Consider the following 16258-nt stretch of genomic DNA (forward strand, 5'->3'; position numbering starts at 1 on the left):
CGATTGCGGGAACATACTTATGCTTGCAGCCGCAGGTCTTTTCGTACTCCCGCGTCCAGCACGCTGGCTGGTGCGAATCGCCGGAGGAATTGCATGCGGCGGGCCAGTCCCGGTGCGTAACGCATCTTCGGGCGGTTTGACATGGCCGCGCTTAGCACCATCCTGGCTACGACATCGGGCCCGTCCGCGCCAACGAGCACCTCTTTCACCCGCCTCTCCACGCCAGTGCGTACCTCGCGGTACACGTCGAGTGGCGCGTCAGGTTTGATCAAATTCGCATCGAACGATGTATTGATGTAGGCAGGTTCGACCACGGAGACTCGAATGCCCATAGTGCGCAGTTCATGGTCGAGTGCTTCCGAATAGCCTGCGACGGCGTGCTTCGTGGCCGAATACAGCGCCATATAGGGCATGGGTAGGAACCCAAGTACGGAACCGATGTTGATGATTCGACCGTGTCCTTGTTGTCGCATGTAGGGGACGACGGCACGCGTCATTCTGACGATACCCATGAAGTTGGTATCGAAAATCGCTTGCGCCTGCTCCATGGAGCTTTCTTCCGCACCCGCCGGAGCAACGCCGAAGCCAGCGTTATTGATGAGCAGGTCGATGCGACCGGCCCGCCGAATGACCTCTTCCACGAGTGCCCCGACGGACTCATCGCGAGTGACGTCGAGGGCCAGCATCTCGAACGATCGACTCCCCGTTGAGGCAGGTCGTCTGCTGGTGCCGAAGACCTTATAGCCCGCCTTGGCGAGCTGGTCCGCCGTGGCCTCGCCGATGCCTGAAGACGCCCCGGTGACCAGGGCGACACCCATACCGTTCTTGCTCATGATCCAAAGCTCCACCGGGGAAAGTCACATATCGTCGACAGTCACTATCGATTTCATATCGACTATACTATCGATTCCGAAGTAAGTCACTATTAAATTGATATGAACGACGAAAATCTTTGCAATGAGCCTTGCCCGATTGCGCGCAGCCTGGCTTTTGCGGGCGACCGGTGGAGCATCCTGATCCTGCGAGACGCCCATGCCGGCCTCACGCGCTTTGACCAGTTCCGTAAAAGTCTAGGCATCGCACCGACGATGCTGACCCAGCGGCTAGGCACGCTGACCGAGGAGGGATTGCTGGAGAAGCGGCGCTACTCGGAGCATCCACCGCGTGAGGAATATGTGCTGACGGCTGCCGGTCGCGATTTCCTTCCGGTGCTCTTCATGATTGGCGCGTGGGGACAGCAATACCGCAGCGGAGGCAAGCTGACGCGCTTCCTCGACGCGGAGACGGGAACCGAGATCAAGGCGGTGGCTGTCGATGAGGTCACCGGCGCAAAGATTGGAACTCGCTCAATACGCGTCGTTATGCCGGGTGAAAGTTGACCTGGTACCCGTTTGCGAGTTCGCAGCGGACCAGCGAAAGTGTCCGCTTCCGACCCGTGGCGGACCCTTCGACCCAGAGCAGCATGGACTGATTGGTGAGCCGGACTCTCCGTAAAACTACGGTTTGCTGAAGCACGCCTTTGCGGGACGATGAGCTGCCGTGGTCGCATGGACGCGTGGTAAATCGATGCTCCCGGTCATCGTCATCAGGCCCTAGGTGTCCATCATCCAACACACGATTGACAGCTAGAACTTTCACGCTCAGTCACGGAGTCATCCTATGAAAGATCGACGCCTCGTTCAGACGGCCATAGTGCTGTGTGCGCTAACCGTCTCCCAGATCGCCAGTGCCGCTGCCTTGGAATGCACCATGCGATTCAGTCTGTCCGGCTGGTCGGTCATCTACAAGCACACGAGCGGCAAGGGTGTGGTTACGTGCACTAACGGTCAAACCATGAAGGTCAAGATCGAAAGTCATGGCGGTGGACTGACGGCCGGTAAATCACGCATTGATAATGGCATCGGAAATTTTAGCGATATCACCAAGATAGGTGATGTACTGGGTACTTACGCACAGGCTGATGCCAGCGCAGGTGCCGTGAAGTCTGGGACGGCACAGGTGCTCACCAAGGGCAAGGTCTCCCTTGCGCTATCAGGCGCGGGCCAAGGTATCGATCTCGGCGTGAGCATAGGTGGCATGACAATTTCGGAAGACAAAGACAAGTAGAGCTGAAGCCTTTTTCGAAATGATTTGCCCAAGAACAGATACTTTAAGAAGCGCAACTTCAACTCGAAAGTCGAGCATGTCGCTCAGGTCCGCTTCCGACCCAAAGCAATGAGATGGACTCCTCCCCGTTTTCGGCATCGAGTGCCAGACTGGAAGCGATAGAACCAGTCGCTGGCGAGGAGGAGTCCACCATGAAGCTTGTGCGCATCGGAGTTGACGTGGCCAAGCAGGTCTTCCAGGTCCACGGTGTTGATAGGCACGAGCAGCGGTATGGCGTCACCGCTTGCCGCGACGGACAAGGTCGGCGAAAAAAACGGGGGGCTACATGCAGGTTAGATATCAGTATCGATGTGATGCCGATTACTTCAAAGCTGTGATTGACCGGCAATATCAGCAAGGCCCGTGGTTGCTTAGGTTGCCTATTCAGTACGGCACGATTGGTTTGGTGGGCGCGTCTGTCTTTGTCGCAACTACCAATGGTTCCGTGGTTGACCACGTTGTGGCGTTTATCGTGCTCTTCGGCTTGATCACCGCTAGCGGCGTCTGGGCGACGAAGCAAGGCCTTATGATGAAATTCAAACGCAAGTCAGGCTTTGGGACCGAAGTGGCAGTATCGTTTTCGGAGGTGGGTGTCGAAGTGGGCAGCAACGCCTCTTCGAAGTTGCAATGGTCGACTTACCCAGATGCTATCCGTTTCGCCGATGGCATTCTGCTGAAAAGACCGGGCTCGATAAGATGGCTGCCGGACTCGGGAATTACCGTCGGGAGCGCAGGAGAAGCGACCGATCTGGTCGCCTCAAAAACTTCGCTTCGTTACGTTCGTTAGCCTTTCCAACCAGAACGCGCGTCCTACCGGAGCGTCCGCTCCCGATCCGAAGCGGACTAATTTCATTCACCTCATTCCTGGGAAAGGAAGTGCTTCCGAGACTGGTGCAGGTGGGGCTGGGCGTCATGTGGATCCGCCGCTTGCGCATCAGCAGGGCCGCGTTGGGCAACGGAAGAAACGGCGCGATGTCGCCGCGACATCGCGTTATCTCAGGGTGTGAAAGAAAGTTTGAGACAGGGACGCGTCGACGCTTCCAACAGGTTCTAGTTTTCCGCCGCCGCTTCGCGGCCCTGCTGTCGGATCAGCGCTTCTTCGCGTGCATCATTAATGGACTGGCGGATGCTGTCGAGATCGACCTCGGTTTCGTCTGGCTCGAACTCGCCGGTCAGTTCCGTATCGGGTCGCAGGTCGCCGGCTTGGAACAACGCCCACATCTCCTCGCCGTACCACGTGTCCAACAGCTCGGGTGCCCAACGTCCAAGATGTGCAGTGAGGTTGTTGACGTCACGCAGCAGCATCGCGCGCGCCGCATTGTTGCCCCCGGCGCTGACGACTTGTGGGAAATCGATCACTACCGGACCATCCGGGCCGACCAATACGTTGTACGCGGACAGATCGCCATGAATCAAACCGCTACACAGCATCAGCACTACCTGCCGAACCAGTACATGATGGTATTCACGCGCCTTCTCCGCACTGAGTTCAACCTCACCTAGGCGTGGCGCGGAGAAGCCTTCGGCGTCGGTGACCAGTTCCATCACCAGCACACCGTGGAAATAGCCATACGGCTCAGGCACACGCATGCCGGCGACACGCAATTGGTAGAGCGCATCGACCTCGGTGTTCTTCCAGGCGACTTCCTGCTGCTTGCGCCCGTACTTGCTGGCCTTGCCGATCGCACGCGCCTCGCGACTGCCTCGTACCTTGCGACCTTCCTGATACTGCACGCGTTGCTGGAAGCTGCGCTGTGCCAAGTCTTTGTAGACCTTTGCGCACCGTACTTCGTCGCCGCTGCGGACAACGTATACCGCCGCTTCCTTGCCACTCTTGAGTGGTCGCAGCACTTCATCAATGACGCCGTCATCGATCAGCGCCTGCAAGCTTTGGGGGGTCTTCACGGTGTCTCTGGGGGGCAGTTGGCGCAGCGAGGGCAGCCATTAACCGCGCATTTTCGCATTTTTAGGCACATGTGGCCATCTTAAGATGGGTTGCGTGCATCCGGTGGCCCGGCCTGGCGCCTGCCAACGTCCCATTCTGGCCGCGAACCGGACATGGCAGCTGGCTCTTTGGGTATCGAGCATCAACGATAGGTAGGCAACCCTGAACAGCCGTATTTCGACGGGTTACCGTTGGCCGCCTTCCCCTCGAAGCAGACATCGCCAGCGTCCAGGCTACAACTGCACAAGACATGGGAGAGCGCCCATGAGGCTGCTTTACACCGCAGTCATCGCAATCGTTATTGCGTGCTTACTGGTCTATCTCGCAGGGATGCTCGCATGGGGCTACAACACTTCCGTCACGCTTGGGCAGTGATGAAGCCCCACACCTTCAGCAGGTCCTGAATGCCGTTGATGGCGAATTGCACGCCGAGGCAGACGAGCAGGAACCCCATGACGCGCGCCAGTGCGTCAATGCCTTTTTCCCCAAGCAACCGCATGATGGGAGTCGCGCAGCGCAGGCATATCCAGAACTCCAGCGCAAAGAGCAACACAATGGCTACCACAGCGAAATTCACGTTGTAAGAGAAGTTTCGCTCAGGGATGGTCGAGGCGGCGCTGATGAGGAAGGCAATCGTGCCCGGCCCTGTGGTGCAGGGCATGGTCAAGGGAATGAAGGCGACATCGGGCAGTTGCGCCGTCGGCGCGTTGGCGGCCATTTCGGCCTGCGCCTCGTCTTCCGCAACCCTGGACGGTGGAAACAGCATGCCGAACCCGATATAGGAAACGATCAGCCCGCCGGCAAGACGCAACCCGGGTAGAGAGATGCCGAAGACTTTCATGACGGCACTGCCGGCATAGAAACAGATCAGCAGAACAACCGCCACGTAGATGGTGGCCCGGAAGATCTGCCGATTACGCTCCGTAGCGGGGTAGCGTCCCGTGAGCGCCAGGAGCACCGTGGCGCTGGTAATCGGATTGGCGATGGTCGTCAGGCCAAGCAACCCCACGACGACATCATTCAGAAACCCGTGCATAGGCGTCGATCTCTGACTCTGACTGACGAAAGATCAATGGCGCTTTTTATGTACCCATGCGGATGATCAAATTGTGATCGCTTCGCTCAGGTGCCGATTACGGTGATGGCTGACCACCAATCCGGTTCGGTCTGACCATCGCGCTGGTGATGAACACGGGGCTGGTAATGTCCGCTTTGGGTTGCGGACTCAACCGGTCAATGCAACACCCAAAGTTTGTGCAAGCGGGGGAGTGTTGTGATGGCGCCCAGGCTCCGTGCTCATCAAACAAAAGCAAGAAGGCCGGAAGTGCCCAAATTTGAGGCGCCGTGCAACTTCTTCCCGTAGCACACCCCTTCAACGGGCAGCCGAGGAAGACGTTGAACTTCCAATTGCGTACAAACGTTTTCGCCCATGTGTTGCGTTCACCGGTTGAAATCGCAGTCGAAAGCGGACACGAGGCTCATCCAAACAACTTGACTGGAAAACAGTACCAAGTTGACTCATCTGCGGCTGGCAGATTCATCGATGATGGATGGAATGCATACGACGACCATGGCCATGCGCAGTACGCCGGCTCGCAGAAAACCAACCTAGTACCGAACCTCGTGGCCAAAGGCGGATTAACGTGGACTACGGGCAGGCCCTCTTTGCCGGGCCGTCAGTGGCCGCCGCCCTTCCCGATCGCTTCCAGCTCGGCAAGGATGTCTTCCGTGAGTACAAGCTTGACCGTCGCCAGATTCTCTCGCAGATGCTTCAGTGAGGAAGTACCCGGGATAAGAAGGATGTTTGGCGCGCGCGCCAACAGCCAAGCGAGTGCAACCTGCATCGGCGTCTCATCGAGTCTTTTGGCAACGGCCGATAAAGTCTCGGACTGGAGCGGCGTGAAACCGCCGAGCGGAAAGAAGGGAACGTAGGCAATACCCTGCCGGCCGAGCTCTTCGATAAACGAGTCGTCATCGCGATGTACGAGGTTGTAATGGTTCTGCACGCATACGACCTTGGCGATGCGTTGCGCTTCCGCCACTTGGACAGCGGTGACGTTGCTCAAACCAAGGTGCCGGATGAGCCCCTGCCGCTGCAGTTCGGCCAATGCCGTGAACTGCGCCTCGAGCGACTCTTCTCCGGGTTCGTGAATGTTCCCCATGGCGCGCAAGTTCACGACGTCCAGAACATCGACGCCAAGGTTGCGCAGATTGTCATGCACCGCGCGAGTCAGTTCAGCCGGGCTTTGTGCCGGACTCCATGACGCATCGGCGCCGCGCACCGCACCGACCTTGGTCACGATCACCAGGTTTTGCACATACGGGTGCAGCGCTTTGCGGATCAGTTGATTGGTGATGTGCGGCCCATAGAAGTCGCTGGTATCGATGTGATCCACGCCCGATGCCACCGCTTCGCGAAGCACGGTGAGCGCCGCTTCGGGGTCTTTCGGCGGCCCGAATGCGCCGGGGCCGGCAAGCTGCATCGTCCCGTAGCCCATGCGGGTTACCTTGCGGTCGCCCAGCAGAAAGGTCCCCGATGCCGTTAGGTTGGTCATATGGCCTCCGAATAGTGCGGTTGGAAAGTAAGTACGGCCCGACTATAGGCATTGACCGATCGCGCGATAATCCGGCTAAATCGGCACGGGTTGTGCGGATATTCGAACAATGGCGGCAGATCTTCAGGACCTCATGGCGTTTCTGGCCGTGGTGCGGGCGGGAGGCTTCCGCGAAGGCGCGCGCGCGAGTGGCACATCCGCATCGAGTCTGAGCGAGGCAGTGCGCCGCCTGGAAACCCGCTTGGGTGTGCGGCTACTCAACCGCACGACCCGCAGTGTCTTCCCCACGGAGGCGGGTGCTCGCCTGGCCGAGCGGCTCGTACCCGCCCTCGGTGAAGTGGAAGCCGCTCTGGACGTGATCAACAGCTTTCGAGACCGACCAACGGGGACGCTGCGGCTCAACGTACCCGCGAGCGTCGCCCGCATCGTTCTTCCTTCGATCGTTACGCCATTTCTCAAGACCTATCCCGAGATCAAGCTGGAAGTAATCGCCGAGGAAAGCTTCGTGGACGTGCTCGCGGCTGGGTGTGACGCCGGCATTCGCTACGACGAACGACTTGAGCAGGACATGATTGCGGTACCTATTGGTCCGCGTTTTCAGCGCTTCGCGACTGCCGCGTCACCGGCCTATCTCGAAGCAAGAGGTCGGCCCGAGCACCCGCGAGACCTACTCGCCCATGCATGTTTACGCGGGCAGTTTCCGAGTGGCGCCATTCCTGCCTGGGAATTTGAACGCGACGGACAAGTCGTGCGTGTTGACCCCACCGGGCCGCTGCTGGTGCGCCTGGGTTCCGCAGTGGACCTGGCCGTTGAGGCCGCCGTGGACGGGCTAGGCGTGATCCATCTTTTCGAAGACTGGTTGAAGCCTTACCTCGTCAGCGGCGCCCTTGAGCCTGTGTTGGAACCCTGGTGGCAGACGTTTACCGGCCCGTTTCTCTACTACCCCGGCCGGCGGCATCTACCGGCGCCGCTACGGGCGTTTGTAGATTTCATTCGAGCTCGGTGACAGGAGGCAAGATTTTTTGGCCGTCAGCATTCGAGGCGTGTCGTCCCCTGATACGCCGAACCTCCGAGGTCCGTTATGGGTTGCGGATTCAACCGGTCATCGCAACACATTGCTGGAATCGTTCGGCCGGTGTATCGAAGCCCAACGTTTGCCGCGGTCGCTCATTGAGCTGCCGCGCAACCGCGTCAAGCTTAGCTTGCGAGTAGCCCGACAGGTCAGTGCCCTTGGGGAAATATTGGCGGAGCAGGCCGTTGGTATTTTCGTTCGAGCCACGCTGCCACGGATGCTGCGGATCGCAAAAGTACACCTGGATATCCGTGGAAGAACAGGAAGGGAGGGTCGGAGTTGGGAGTCGAATTTGCCTCGACACCTTGCCGACGATGGAAGCCACGCAAGGGCTGTATCACCGCCTTGGCTTCAAGCCCATTGAATTCTACGTTTTCAATCCGATTCCGGGTACGAAGTTTCTGGCGCTCGATCTTCAGGCCACGATGGCAATGGCAAGGCGCACTTTTTCCGATGAAGGGATGCCTTCTGACGAATGGCGAACTCACGTCGTGGGTTGAGGCCCATCTCTTCGTGTTCGCCTTCGACGCCTCGCGTCGCAAAAGTCGGTTCCGAAAATCCCGCTCGTCGGACTGGGCCGCACTAGTGAACGTAATTCAACGCAATCGCGGGCGTGACGGTTGTGGGGTTGTTGTGGCCGCCCGTGAAGACACGAACGCCGATGAGGAGGCCAAGGTTGCTCTGCCAGTTGTACTCGATGGCCGGCGCAAATCCGAAGCTCTCGCTTGATCGTGTGCGGTAGGTCAATCCGTAGGACTCATCCGTGGTTGTGACCCAACCGTCCACGCGAGTGCCAAGCGAATGTCGGTAGGCCAGGTCAAACGCCAGCACCCAACGCCTGGTGAGGCTGTATTCCCACGCGGCGTTGACGAGAAACGAATCACCGGCCTGTGCGTATCCGTCAAAGCCTTCGGGTGTGCCATAGACACTGACATGATTGACCGATGCCCTGCGGGAAAAGGATCGGCCAACGTTGAAGCGCATGCGCAGGATTCGACCGTTAGGCATCCAGAAATACGTCTGCGTGTTGATCTGCACCGTGGTGGTATATGCCCCGCTGCCCTGGGCGTCTGCTGGCCGCTGGCCGAGCTCGTCATATTTACCTGTGGGCAACGTCTCTTGCACCATCAGTGCAATGTCGGGCACGCCGCTGCCATCTCGAAACCGCGTCAGGCTGTACTGCGCCAGGACACTTAGGTCGCCCGCACCGATGCCAGTGCTGTTGGGTCCGTTCGCCACCCGGTTGTAGCCAAACACGGGAATCAACCCGACCATCAACCGATCGGTGATGCCGTACTCCATATAGGTCAGCGAGCCAAAGCTGTTGGTGTGTGATGAGCGAACGTCGTAGAGATAAGGCTCGATGAGGTAATGGCCTTGCGGTAATGCTCCCGCTGAATTGGCTATCAGAGGGCCGGTCCACCAGGCATCCTCGCGCGACTGGCGAAAGTCGTCACCAGTCGCTGAGATGTCCGACGCTGCGCAAGTCGATGCGATGAAACTGCAGGCGATCAACATCCAAGCCATCGTGCGCAGTCGGGTGAGTGTCATCGCGAACCTTCTTTAGTCTCGCCAGGGCGTGCCCTATGGAATGCCGCCATCAGGCGCGACAGCGACCCATGCCAGTAATCTTGCCAGCCGATGTTATCGGTTGCGCCATCCGCTGCGAACAGGTGCGTGCCATTGCGTGTCGTTAGCTGGACCTTGTCTTTGAATACGCCATCGCGTCGGGAATCAGCCCTTGGCCGAGCGAACAGCAAGGCCACGGGGCCGTCGCCCATGCCTGTATCCGGTGCGCGGCGTGTCGGCTTTTCATGGCGCATGAGATTGGGCCGGAACAAGGCGTTTGCCTGACTGACCGTTAGCATATGCGCGGCCATGGTGTCGTAGCGACCCTCAATCAGCGCCTCTTTGGCGATGATTGCCAGATGTGCCATCGCCGCCTGCATGGGGCCGCAACCAAGGCTGACGCGGCGCACGCCTGCTTGCTGGAGCTCCTTTACGCCAGGGGCGCCGGAATAACCCGCGTAGATGTTGAGCGGCACGGGAAGCATCCGGGCAAGCTGAGCGATCGCGTCCAGGTCGGTAAGACCAGGAACGAAGATGCCATCGGCGCCGGCGGCGACATAGGCGAGCGCGCGTCGCCGCGTTTCCTCGAACCTCGCCGCAGGTTCCATGCCTTCGACAAAGTACGTGTCGATGCGCGCATTGATGAAAAGCGGAACGTTGTGATGCTGCGCAACGGCGCGTGCGCATGCAATGCGTTCGCTGAGCACAGACGAGGGCGTCAAGGTGTTGGTGCCTGAAGCCACGCCATCTTCCATGTTGATGCCCACGACACCCATCTGGATAAGTGCGCCCACGAGTCCGCCGGTGTCCTCCGCGTCCTTCCCGTAGCCGCGTTCGATATCGACACTGACCGGCACGGACACGGCACTACAGATTCGCTGGCAGACAGCCAGCAGTTCATGAACCGGCATCTGTTCGCCATCGGGATATCCCTGCGCCCAGGCCATGCCTGCACTGGTGGTGACAATGGCGTCGGCGCCAGCTTCCTCGATGATCCTGGCGCTGGCTACATCCCACGCATTGGGCAGCACGAGAGGCTTGGCCCCCGCATGCAATCGATGGAAATGCTCTGCACGGCTTGTCTGTTCACGATTCATGGCCACGGTCTCTTTTGTACCCGCCAACGGGGTGGTTGAAGGAGACCATGGGCAGCCCTGGCGCGCTGTCAGAATCTTTAGCAACCGTATCGCTGGCACAGGCGGGCCTGGCAAAGGGTTGCTAAGCTCCTACTATTGCGACTCGTACCGCGAGCGGGTGCCATCTGGCGTAGCGATCATGTCGATCCTCACATCCCACGTTCTGCTGTCGTCGGAATCATTGACGCTGCGAAATGTCCATTGCAGTGGCACCTGCCGCCATCGCAGTGCAGAGGAATGTGCCGCATCCACGCAGCTGGTTTTTCCTTATCGCGGTGTCTACACAAGACATCTCGGTACGGATCAGGCCGTAGCGGATGCCAACCATGTGCTGTTCTTCAATGCGGACGAGGGCTATCAGGTCAGCCACCCTTTGGATGGCGGCGACTGGTGCCTGTCCTTGAGCCTTGACGAGTCCGTGCTGGCGGAGCTTGCACCCAAGGCGCTCATAGCGCCTGGCTCCGGTACGGCGTTTCGGCAGCAATCCCAGCGCATCGATGCGCGTGCGCAGGCGCTGGTGGCCTTGCTACGCCACAGTCTCGATAACGGGACCATCGAGCCGCTGGAAGCGGAGGCGCTGGTGCTGACCCTGGTCTGTCGCAGCCTGGGGCCGCGGACCTCGCGGGAGCCAACCTCCACCCATGCGCGCCGTCGCCTGGCCGATCGGGTGAAGGTGCTGTTGGCCAGTGATCTTTCGCGACGCTGGACGCTGGCGGATATCGGCAAGGCGATCGGCAGCTCGCCGGTGTATCTCACCCAGGTTTTCCGGCAGGTCGAAGGCGTGCCGCTTTATCGCTATCAGCTGCAGTTGCGCCTTGCGCGAGCGCTCGACGTTATCGATCAGTATGAAGACCTGTCGGCCCTCGCCGCCGAGCTTGGTTTCTCCAGCCATAGCCATTTTGCCAAGGCATTCCGGCAAGCCTTCGGCCGCTCGCCGACAGACTTCCGCCGCGCCGCCCAAGCGTAGACAGCTAAAGAATTCGACAGCGCGCCACCGTCTGCGGTGGTCTCCTGAGCGTGCCCACTCAAGGGCACCTTCAGGAGAAATGACATGAGCGAGAAAACCTGTGCCGCGTGCGACTACCCCTTGGACGACACTGCCATCCAGGTGACCATTGGCAATCGCGTGGTCGAAGTGTGTTGTGAGGAATGCGCAGATAAATTGCGTGAAGCCAGCGCCAAGGGAAGTGCCTGATATGTTCGATGGCGCGCGCCTTGCCCTGGCCTTGGCGATACTCGGTCTGGCCAAGGCCGTGTCCGGCAGCGATGAGCTGATCGCCGCGCCCGACGAGTTGGCGAGTCGAGTGCAAACCTTGCTGCACAACAAGTACACGGGCGACGACAAGCAAGACCGAGTCGCCCGTGTACTTGATGTCGAGAAGCAGATAGGTGCCTATCGTGCAGCGCGAACGAAAGCGGAGTTCGTGCATCGGATCAACGCCGATCTATGGGTCGCAACGAAAGACAGGCGCGTATGTGTGCACGAGCCATCCATGTCGGCAGCGGCCAACATCAGGCAGTTTGACCTTGGCGGGAACCTTCAGCTTTCCGTCCCCATCGACAGGCCTTAGTTCGGTGTCCATTGCCCGCGCCCGCTCATTGGCGTATCGCGGGCCATCCTCGATGGCATGACAGCGCTTTGCTCAACATCAACGGCGTTGCATAACCTGACGAGCCAACGCATCCATACATCGCCTTGCCATGCACGGAGTAAGCTCCGGCCATTCCGGTATCCGTTGTGCATGTCATGAGCCAGATCGGCAAACCTCCCTGCGATAGCGGCGTCATCATCAATGGCGAGGCGGCGATTGCTTGCCCAGTGATTTCTCGGCACTGGACGCTTGTTGCCGCGATCCTCGGATCCAGCCTGGCTTTCATCGACGGTACGGTCGTCAATGTCGCCTTGCCCGCCATTCAACGTGAGCTAGGCGCCACGACCTCTCAAGCGCAATGGATCATGGAGTCGTATGCGCTGTTCCTCGCATCGTTGCTGTTGGTGGGCGGCGTGCTCGGCGATCACTTTGGGCGCAAGCGCATCTTCATGCTCGGCATCGGCCTGTTCACGCTTGCGTCCATCGCGTGCTCGCTATCGGCCAACGTCGGCTTGTTGATTGCGGCAAGAGCAATCCAGGGCATGGGCGCGGCCCTGTTGGTGCCAGGCAGCCTGGCGCTGATCAGTGCCACTTTTCCGCAGTCGGAAAGAGGCGCCGCCATCGGTACGTGGTCGGCCTTCAGCGGCATCACTGCCGCCATCGGCCCGGTGATCGGTGGATTCCTCGTCGATCATTATTCGTGGACCTGGGCATTCCTGGTGAACGCGCCGGTCGGTGTCGTGCTGATGGTTATTTGCGCGACCAAGGTCCCCGAGAGCCTTGGCACCGGAGGTCGCAGCGCTATCGACGTGATGGGCGCGTGTCTCGCAACCGTGGGGCTGGCGGGCGTTGTGTTCGCGCTTATCGAGGCGCCGTCGCGCGGCTGGATGGCCACACCCGTGTGGATCGCGGCTGCGGTTGGCGTCGCGGCGCTCATCTCCTTTATTCGCGTGGAAATGCACGCCGCCGCGCCCATGCTGCCGCTGTATCTATTTCGCGAACGCAATTTCACCGGCGCCAATGTGCTGACCTTGCTGCTCTATGCGGCGCTCGGCGGGAGCCTTTTCTTTCTGCCGCTCAACCTGATTCAGGTGCAAGGCTATGGCGCGACATCGGCAGGGGCGGCCTTGCTGCCGTTCATTGCCATCATGTTCATGCTGTCTCGTTGGGCGGGAACTCTGGTTGACGTGTTCGGTCCGAAACTTCCACTCGTGGTGGGGCCGACGATTGCAGCCGTCGGGTTCGCGTTGTTTGCATGGCCGTCCATAGGCAGCAATTACTGGACGACCTTCTTTCCCGCGATCTGCATTCTTGGGCTCGGCATGAGTATTTCCGTGGCGCCGCTGACCACCACGGTGATGAACGCCGTTGGTCCGGAATTGGCGGGCACGGCTTCGGGCATCAACAATGCGGTCTCTCGCGTGGCTGCCTTGCTGGCCATCGCATTGTTCGGCATCGTCCTGACTTGGGCCTTCAACACCAGATTGAACGCCGAACTTGCCACCATGCAGGTGTCAGCAGATCTGTTGTCCTCGGTCGAGGCACAACGCCAGAAACTGGCTGGCATGGAGATTCCGGATGGCAACCCGACAGCCGCTGCCGTGAAGCACGCCGTGGGCATCGCGTTCGTCAGCGGCTTCCGTTGGGTCATGCTGGTTTCCGCCGCGCTCGCCCTATTGAGTGCCATCAGCGCGTGGACGCTCATCCAGGGGAAAATGCGGTGGCGTCCGATGAAAGGAGTCGATCAACAACAAGCATCCGGCCCCGCTTCAGTGGCGTAGCACGTCGCGCGGTGCAGACACGAAGCACGCCTCTATTGCCGCGCCTCGATTCTCAGGCCTCGTGGCGTAAGCCAGCGCTCGACACCTTCGAACATCGCTTGTACGAGCAGCGCTAGCAGCGCGGCGGGCACCGCGCCTTCCAGTATCAGTCCGATATTGTCCAGACGAATGCCGGTAAGAATCGGCTGGCCATAACCGCCCGCGCCGATCAATGCGGCGAGGGTAGCTGTGCCGACGTTGATTACCGCGGCTGTCTTGATACCAGCCAGTATCGACCGCATGGCCATGGGCAATTCCACACGACGCAGCCGGAAGCCGGCAGGCAGGCCCAGCGCGGCGGCGGATTCGCGAAGTTCGAGCGGGATGCCGGTGAGGCCTGCGTGAGTGTTGCGCACGATGGGCAGCAGGCTATAGAGAAACAGGGCAACCATCGCCGGCCATGTTCCTATGCCGAACAGCGGGATCATGAACACGAACATCGCCAGGGAAGGCACCGTCTGCAGGATGCCGGTAAAACCCATGACCAGCTGGCCTGTTCGCTTCCACTGCGCAGCCAGAATGCCCAGCGGAATGGCGAGAAGCACAGCCATGCCGAGCGAAAGGATCACCAGCTTGACGTGTTCGCTGGTCCGTCGCAGCAGACGTGACCAGAATCCCGAACCGTCATCATCCGCTGGCACGCCCAGAAAGCGTGCGGCGATCTCGCCTTCTTTGATGCCTTTGAGCTTCGCCTCGGCATTCATCTGTTGCATGGACGCCTCGTCGATACGACCGGAAAGCTTGCGCAACGCGGCGACAAATGCGGGGTTGTTCTGTTCCAGTTCGAGGCGATAGAGAAACACCGCCTCATAGCGTGGAAAGTAATGCCTGTCGTCATCGAGCGTGCGCAGGCGGTAATAGGGAATCTCTGCGTCGGTGCTGTAAAGGTCGATGACATCGACAGCACGGCTCGCCACGGCGCGATACGACAAGCTGTGGTCAAGGCCGCGCACCTGTGCCTGCGGCAAACCATAGCGTTGACGAATTCCGGGCCACCCGTCTACGCGATCCATGAACTCATTGGAGAAGCCAAAGCGCAATTGGGGATGCAGCGCCAGGTCGGAGATCCGCGTGATACCAAGCTGCGCCGCCCGGTCGGCAAGCATGCCGATGGCATAGGTGTTGTTGAAACCCAGCGAATCGGTGATGCCGATGCCGAGCGGTTTGAGCCTCGCGCGCAGCTCGGCTATGTCGGCATCGGGTGCCACGCCTTTGAGCAACTCATGCGTGATCGTGCCCGTATATTCCGAATAGACGTCGATATCGCCGTGTTGCAAGGCGCTCCAAAGGATACTTGTGCCGCCCAGCTCGCGCCGATGCTGCGCCTGGACGCCTGCTTCACCCGCTGCAAGTCGTGCCATTTCGCCAAGAATCACCGACTCGGTGAATTGCTTGGAGCCGATGCGAACCGGCACGGCCCACAGCGATGTCGATGACAACGCAAACAGCAGTAGCATCATCAGCGATGCGCGTTTCATGCGGCCGGTTCCGGCAATCGCCGCTGCGCTTGCACAAAGCGATGGACGAAGTCGTCCGCGGGCCGGTCGCACAGATCATCGATCCGGCCGTCCTGCACCACCTTGCCTTCTCGCAGAAGGATCAGGCGCTCGGCGAACCATGCCGCCTCGGCCAAGTCGTGCGTCACCACAATCACCGTCTTGCCTAGCTGATCGAAGATGCGCTTGAGCTCGTCCTGGAGCTCGTGACGAACAATGGGATCGAGCGCGCCCAATGGCTCATCAAGCAGCAGGGCATCCGGGTTCAGCATCAGGCCGCGCATCAGCGCGACGCGCTGACGCTGGCCGCCGGAAAGTTCAGCGGGATAGCGCTCAAGCACGTCATGCGGAAGATGAGTCAGTTCGGCCAGCTCCTCCGCACGCTTGCGGATCCGCTCGGCACTCCATCGCAGATAGCGTGGCTGCAACGCTAGGTTACCCAGGGCGGTCAGGTGCGGAAACAGGCCGCCTTCCTGGATGACATAACCGACCCTTTGCCTCAACGCCAGGGCATGCGATCGCTCAAGCATCTGGCCGTCCGTTTTGACGACACCCTGGTCAGGCCAGTCCAGGCCCAGCAGCAGACGTAGCACCGTCGACTTGCCCGAACCGCTGCTTCCGATGAGCGCCGTGGTGCTTCCCGCAGCAATGGCCAGGCTGATGTCGTCGAGCGCGACGACGGCACCGTAGCGCTTGCTTACGCGCTCCAGTGCGAAGGCTGCGGCCGGCGCCGCATCAGCCCCGGACAAGACCACCTCCATGGCAAACCGACGGTATGACGCGAGCGCTTTCCCGGCCAGATGAACCGGCAGCTCTCAGCGTGGAAGCGTGGTGTCGGCAGGCCTGCAGCATGGGTCATGACTGTACTGCAAGCATCCGGCGGCGACCACGTCATGCTCGCTGGTTGCCGTGGGGCGCCAGCATCCTG

At 59.9% G+C, this 16258-nt stretch carries 17 protein-coding genes and 1 pseudogene; 9 read left to right on the plus strand and 9 right to left on the minus strand.

The genetic code is table 11. From position 1 onward, the window contains the following. Window positions 1-17: 17 nt before the first annotated feature. Window positions 18-833, minus strand: a complete 816-nt coding sequence (locus AC3CBN_RS06245; protein WP_488635953.1) for an oxidoreductase — start codon at window positions 831-833, stop codon at window positions 18-20. 102 nt (window positions 834-935) lie between these two features. Between AC3CBN_RS06245 and AC3CBN_RS06250 the strand changes: the two genes are divergently transcribed. The 3 genes from AC3CBN_RS06250 (at window position 936) to AC3CBN_RS06260 (ending at window position 2932) form a co-directional block, all read left to right on the plus strand. Then, a complete protein-coding gene (locus AC3CBN_RS06250) occupies window positions 936-1379 on the plus strand; it encodes a winged helix-turn-helix transcriptional regulator (protein WP_488635954.1) in 444 nt (147 codons plus the stop codon). A gap of 280 nt (window positions 1380-1659) precedes the next feature. Then, window positions 1660-2106 carry a hypothetical protein gene (locus tag AC3CBN_RS06255; RefSeq protein WP_488635955.1) on the plus strand — a complete coding sequence of 149 codons (447 nt, stop codon included), beginning with the start codon at window positions 1660-1662 and terminating at the stop codon, window positions 2104-2106. A gap of 325 nt (window positions 2107-2431) precedes the next feature. Beyond that, complete coding sequence (locus AC3CBN_RS06260) at window positions 2432-2932, plus strand: hypothetical protein (protein WP_488635956.1); 501 nt, start codon at window positions 2432-2434, stop codon at window positions 2930-2932. A gap of 263 nt (window positions 2933-3195) precedes the next feature. On the opposite strand, the gene AC3CBN_RS06265 is transcribed toward AC3CBN_RS06260, so the two are convergent. From AC3CBN_RS06265 to AC3CBN_RS06275, 3 genes are all read right to left on the minus strand, one after another. Beyond that, window positions 3196-4050: a PA4780 family RIO1-like protein kinase gene (locus AC3CBN_RS06265; protein ID WP_488635957.1), complete on the minus strand. Its 855-nt coding sequence runs from the start codon at window positions 4048-4050 to the stop codon at window positions 3196-3198. 398 nt (window positions 4051-4448) lie between these two features. Next, window positions 4449-5126 (minus strand): MarC family NAAT transporter, encoded by a 678-nt coding sequence (locus AC3CBN_RS06270; protein ID WP_488635958.1) that lies wholly within the window; start codon window positions 5124-5126, stop codon window positions 4449-4451. A gap of 640 nt (window positions 5127-5766) precedes the next feature. Further along, window positions 5767-6645 (minus strand): aldo/keto reductase family oxidoreductase, encoded by an 879-nt coding sequence (locus tag AC3CBN_RS06275; protein WP_488635959.1) that lies wholly within the window; start codon window positions 6643-6645, stop codon window positions 5767-5769. Between the two features lie 109 nt (window positions 6646-6754). On the opposite strand from AC3CBN_RS06275, the gene AC3CBN_RS06280 reads away from it, so the two are divergent. Further along, on the plus strand, window positions 6755-7651 hold the full coding sequence (locus AC3CBN_RS06280; RefSeq protein WP_488635960.1) for a LysR family transcriptional regulator: 897 nt from the start codon (window positions 6755-6757) through the stop codon (window positions 7649-7651). 88 nt (window positions 7652-7739) lie between these two features. On the opposite strand, the pseudogene AC3CBN_RS06285 reads toward AC3CBN_RS06280, so the two are convergent. Then, window positions 7740-7973, minus strand: a pseudogene (locus AC3CBN_RS06285) (IS30 family transposase); the annotation flags it as partial. Between AC3CBN_RS06285 and AC3CBN_RS06290 the strand changes: the two are divergent. After that, window positions 7969-8217, plus strand: a complete 249-nt coding sequence (locus AC3CBN_RS06290; protein WP_488636788.1) for a hypothetical protein — start codon at window positions 7969-7971, stop codon at window positions 8215-8217. The pseudogene AC3CBN_RS06285 and the gene AC3CBN_RS06290 sit on opposite strands and share 5 nt — an antisense overlap. 82 nt (window positions 8218-8299) lie before the next feature. On the opposite strand, the gene AC3CBN_RS06295 is transcribed toward AC3CBN_RS06290, so the two are convergent. Then, window positions 8300-9268: a transporter gene (locus AC3CBN_RS06295; RefSeq protein ID WP_488635961.1), complete on the minus strand. Its 969-nt coding sequence runs from the start codon at window positions 9266-9268 to the stop codon at window positions 8300-8302. Continuing rightward, window positions 9265-10383, minus strand: coding sequence for an isocitrate lyase/PEP mutase family protein (locus AC3CBN_RS06300; RefSeq protein WP_488635962.1), 1119 nt, complete (start codon window positions 10381-10383; stop codon window positions 9265-9267). The genes AC3CBN_RS06295 and AC3CBN_RS06300 overlap by 4 nt, the downstream gene beginning before the upstream one ends. A gap of 178 nt (window positions 10384-10561) precedes the next feature. Here AC3CBN_RS06300 and AC3CBN_RS06305 point away from each other — a divergent pair, with 178 nt between their 5' ends. The 4 genes from AC3CBN_RS06305 (at window position 10562) to AC3CBN_RS06320 (ending at window position 13795) form a co-directional block, all read left to right on the plus strand. Then, window positions 10562-11389 (plus strand): AraC family transcriptional regulator, encoded by an 828-nt coding sequence (locus tag AC3CBN_RS06305; RefSeq protein ID WP_488635963.1) that lies wholly within the window; start codon window positions 10562-10564, stop codon window positions 11387-11389. 84 nt (window positions 11390-11473) lie between these two features. Then, window positions 11474-11617 carry a hypothetical protein gene (locus tag AC3CBN_RS06310; protein WP_488635964.1) on the plus strand — a complete coding sequence of 48 codons (144 nt, stop codon included), beginning with the start codon at window positions 11474-11476 and terminating at the stop codon, window positions 11615-11617. Window position 11618: 1 nt separating this feature from the next. Further along, on the plus strand, window positions 11619-11993 hold the full coding sequence (locus tag AC3CBN_RS06315; RefSeq protein ID WP_488635965.1) for a hypothetical protein: 375 nt from the start codon (window positions 11619-11621) through the stop codon (window positions 11991-11993). Between the two features lie 176 nt (window positions 11994-12169). Further along, window positions 12170-13795, plus strand: coding sequence for an MFS transporter (locus AC3CBN_RS06320; RefSeq protein WP_488635966.1), 1626 nt, complete (start codon window positions 12170-12172; stop codon window positions 13793-13795). Between the two features lie 32 nt (window positions 13796-13827). Here AC3CBN_RS06320 and AC3CBN_RS06325 read toward each other — a convergent pair whose 3' ends face one another. After that, window positions 13828-15312, minus strand: a complete 1485-nt coding sequence (locus AC3CBN_RS06325; RefSeq protein WP_488635967.1) for an ABC transporter permease/substrate-binding protein — start codon at window positions 15310-15312, stop codon at window positions 13828-13830. Further along, window positions 15309-16079, minus strand: coding sequence for an ATP-binding cassette domain-containing protein (locus AC3CBN_RS06330; protein ID WP_488635968.1), 771 nt, complete (start codon window positions 16077-16079; stop codon window positions 15309-15311). Before AC3CBN_RS06330 ends, AC3CBN_RS06325 begins: the two co-directional genes overlap by 4 nt. Window positions 16080-16258: the final 179 nt, after the last annotated feature.

The sequence above is a fragment of the Dyella sp. OK584 genome (genome assembly GCF_057787755.1).

Bases quoted from the DNA above. Each gene is read 5' to 3' on its own strand.
- AC3CBN_RS06320 (WP_488635966.1), top strand. From the start codon at position 12,170: ATGAGCCAGATCGGCAAACCTCCCTGCGATAGCGGCGTCATCATCAAT.
- AC3CBN_RS06300 (WP_488635962.1), bottom strand. From the start codon at position 10,383: ATGAATCGTGAACAGACAAGCCGTGCAGAGCATTTCCATCGATTGCAT.
- AC3CBN_RS06245 (WP_488635953.1), bottom strand. From the start codon at position 833: ATGAGCAAGAACGGTATGGGTGTCGCCCTGGTCACCGGGGCGTCTTCA.
- AC3CBN_RS06250 (WP_488635954.1), top strand. From the start codon at position 936: ATGAACGACGAAAATCTTTGCAATGAGCCTTGCCCGATTGCGCGCAGC.
- AC3CBN_RS06280 (WP_488635960.1), top strand. From the start codon at position 6,755: ATGGCGGCAGATCTTCAGGACCTCATGGCGTTTCTGGCCGTGGTGCGG.
- AC3CBN_RS06260 (WP_488635956.1), top strand. From the start codon at position 2,432: ATGCAGGTTAGATATCAGTATCGATGTGATGCCGATTACTTCAAAGCT.
- AC3CBN_RS06315 (WP_488635965.1), top strand. From the start codon at position 11,619: ATGTTCGATGGCGCGCGCCTTGCCCTGGCCTTGGCGATACTCGGTCTG.
- AC3CBN_RS06255 (WP_488635955.1), top strand. From the start codon at position 1,660: ATGAAAGATCGACGCCTCGTTCAGACGGCCATAGTGCTGTGTGCGCTA.
- AC3CBN_RS06270 (WP_488635958.1), bottom strand. From the start codon at position 5,126: ATGCACGGGTTTCTGAATGATGTCGTCGTGGGGTTGCTTGGCCTGACG.
- AC3CBN_RS06305 (WP_488635963.1), top strand. From the start codon at position 10,562: ATGTCGATCCTCACATCCCACGTTCTGCTGTCGTCGGAATCATTGACG.
- AC3CBN_RS06275 (WP_488635959.1), bottom strand. From the start codon at position 6,645: ATGACCAACCTAACGGCATCGGGGACCTTTCTGCTGGGCGACCGCAAG.
- AC3CBN_RS06325 (WP_488635967.1), bottom strand. From the start codon at position 15,312: ATGAAACGCGCATCGCTGATGATGCTACTGCTGTTTGCGTTGTCATCG.
- AC3CBN_RS06295 (WP_488635961.1), bottom strand. From the start codon at position 9,268: ATGACACTCACCCGACTGCGCACGATGGCTTGGATGTTGATCGCCTGC.
- AC3CBN_RS06310 (WP_488635964.1), top strand. From the start codon at position 11,474: ATGAGCGAGAAAACCTGTGCCGCGTGCGACTACCCCTTGGACGACACT.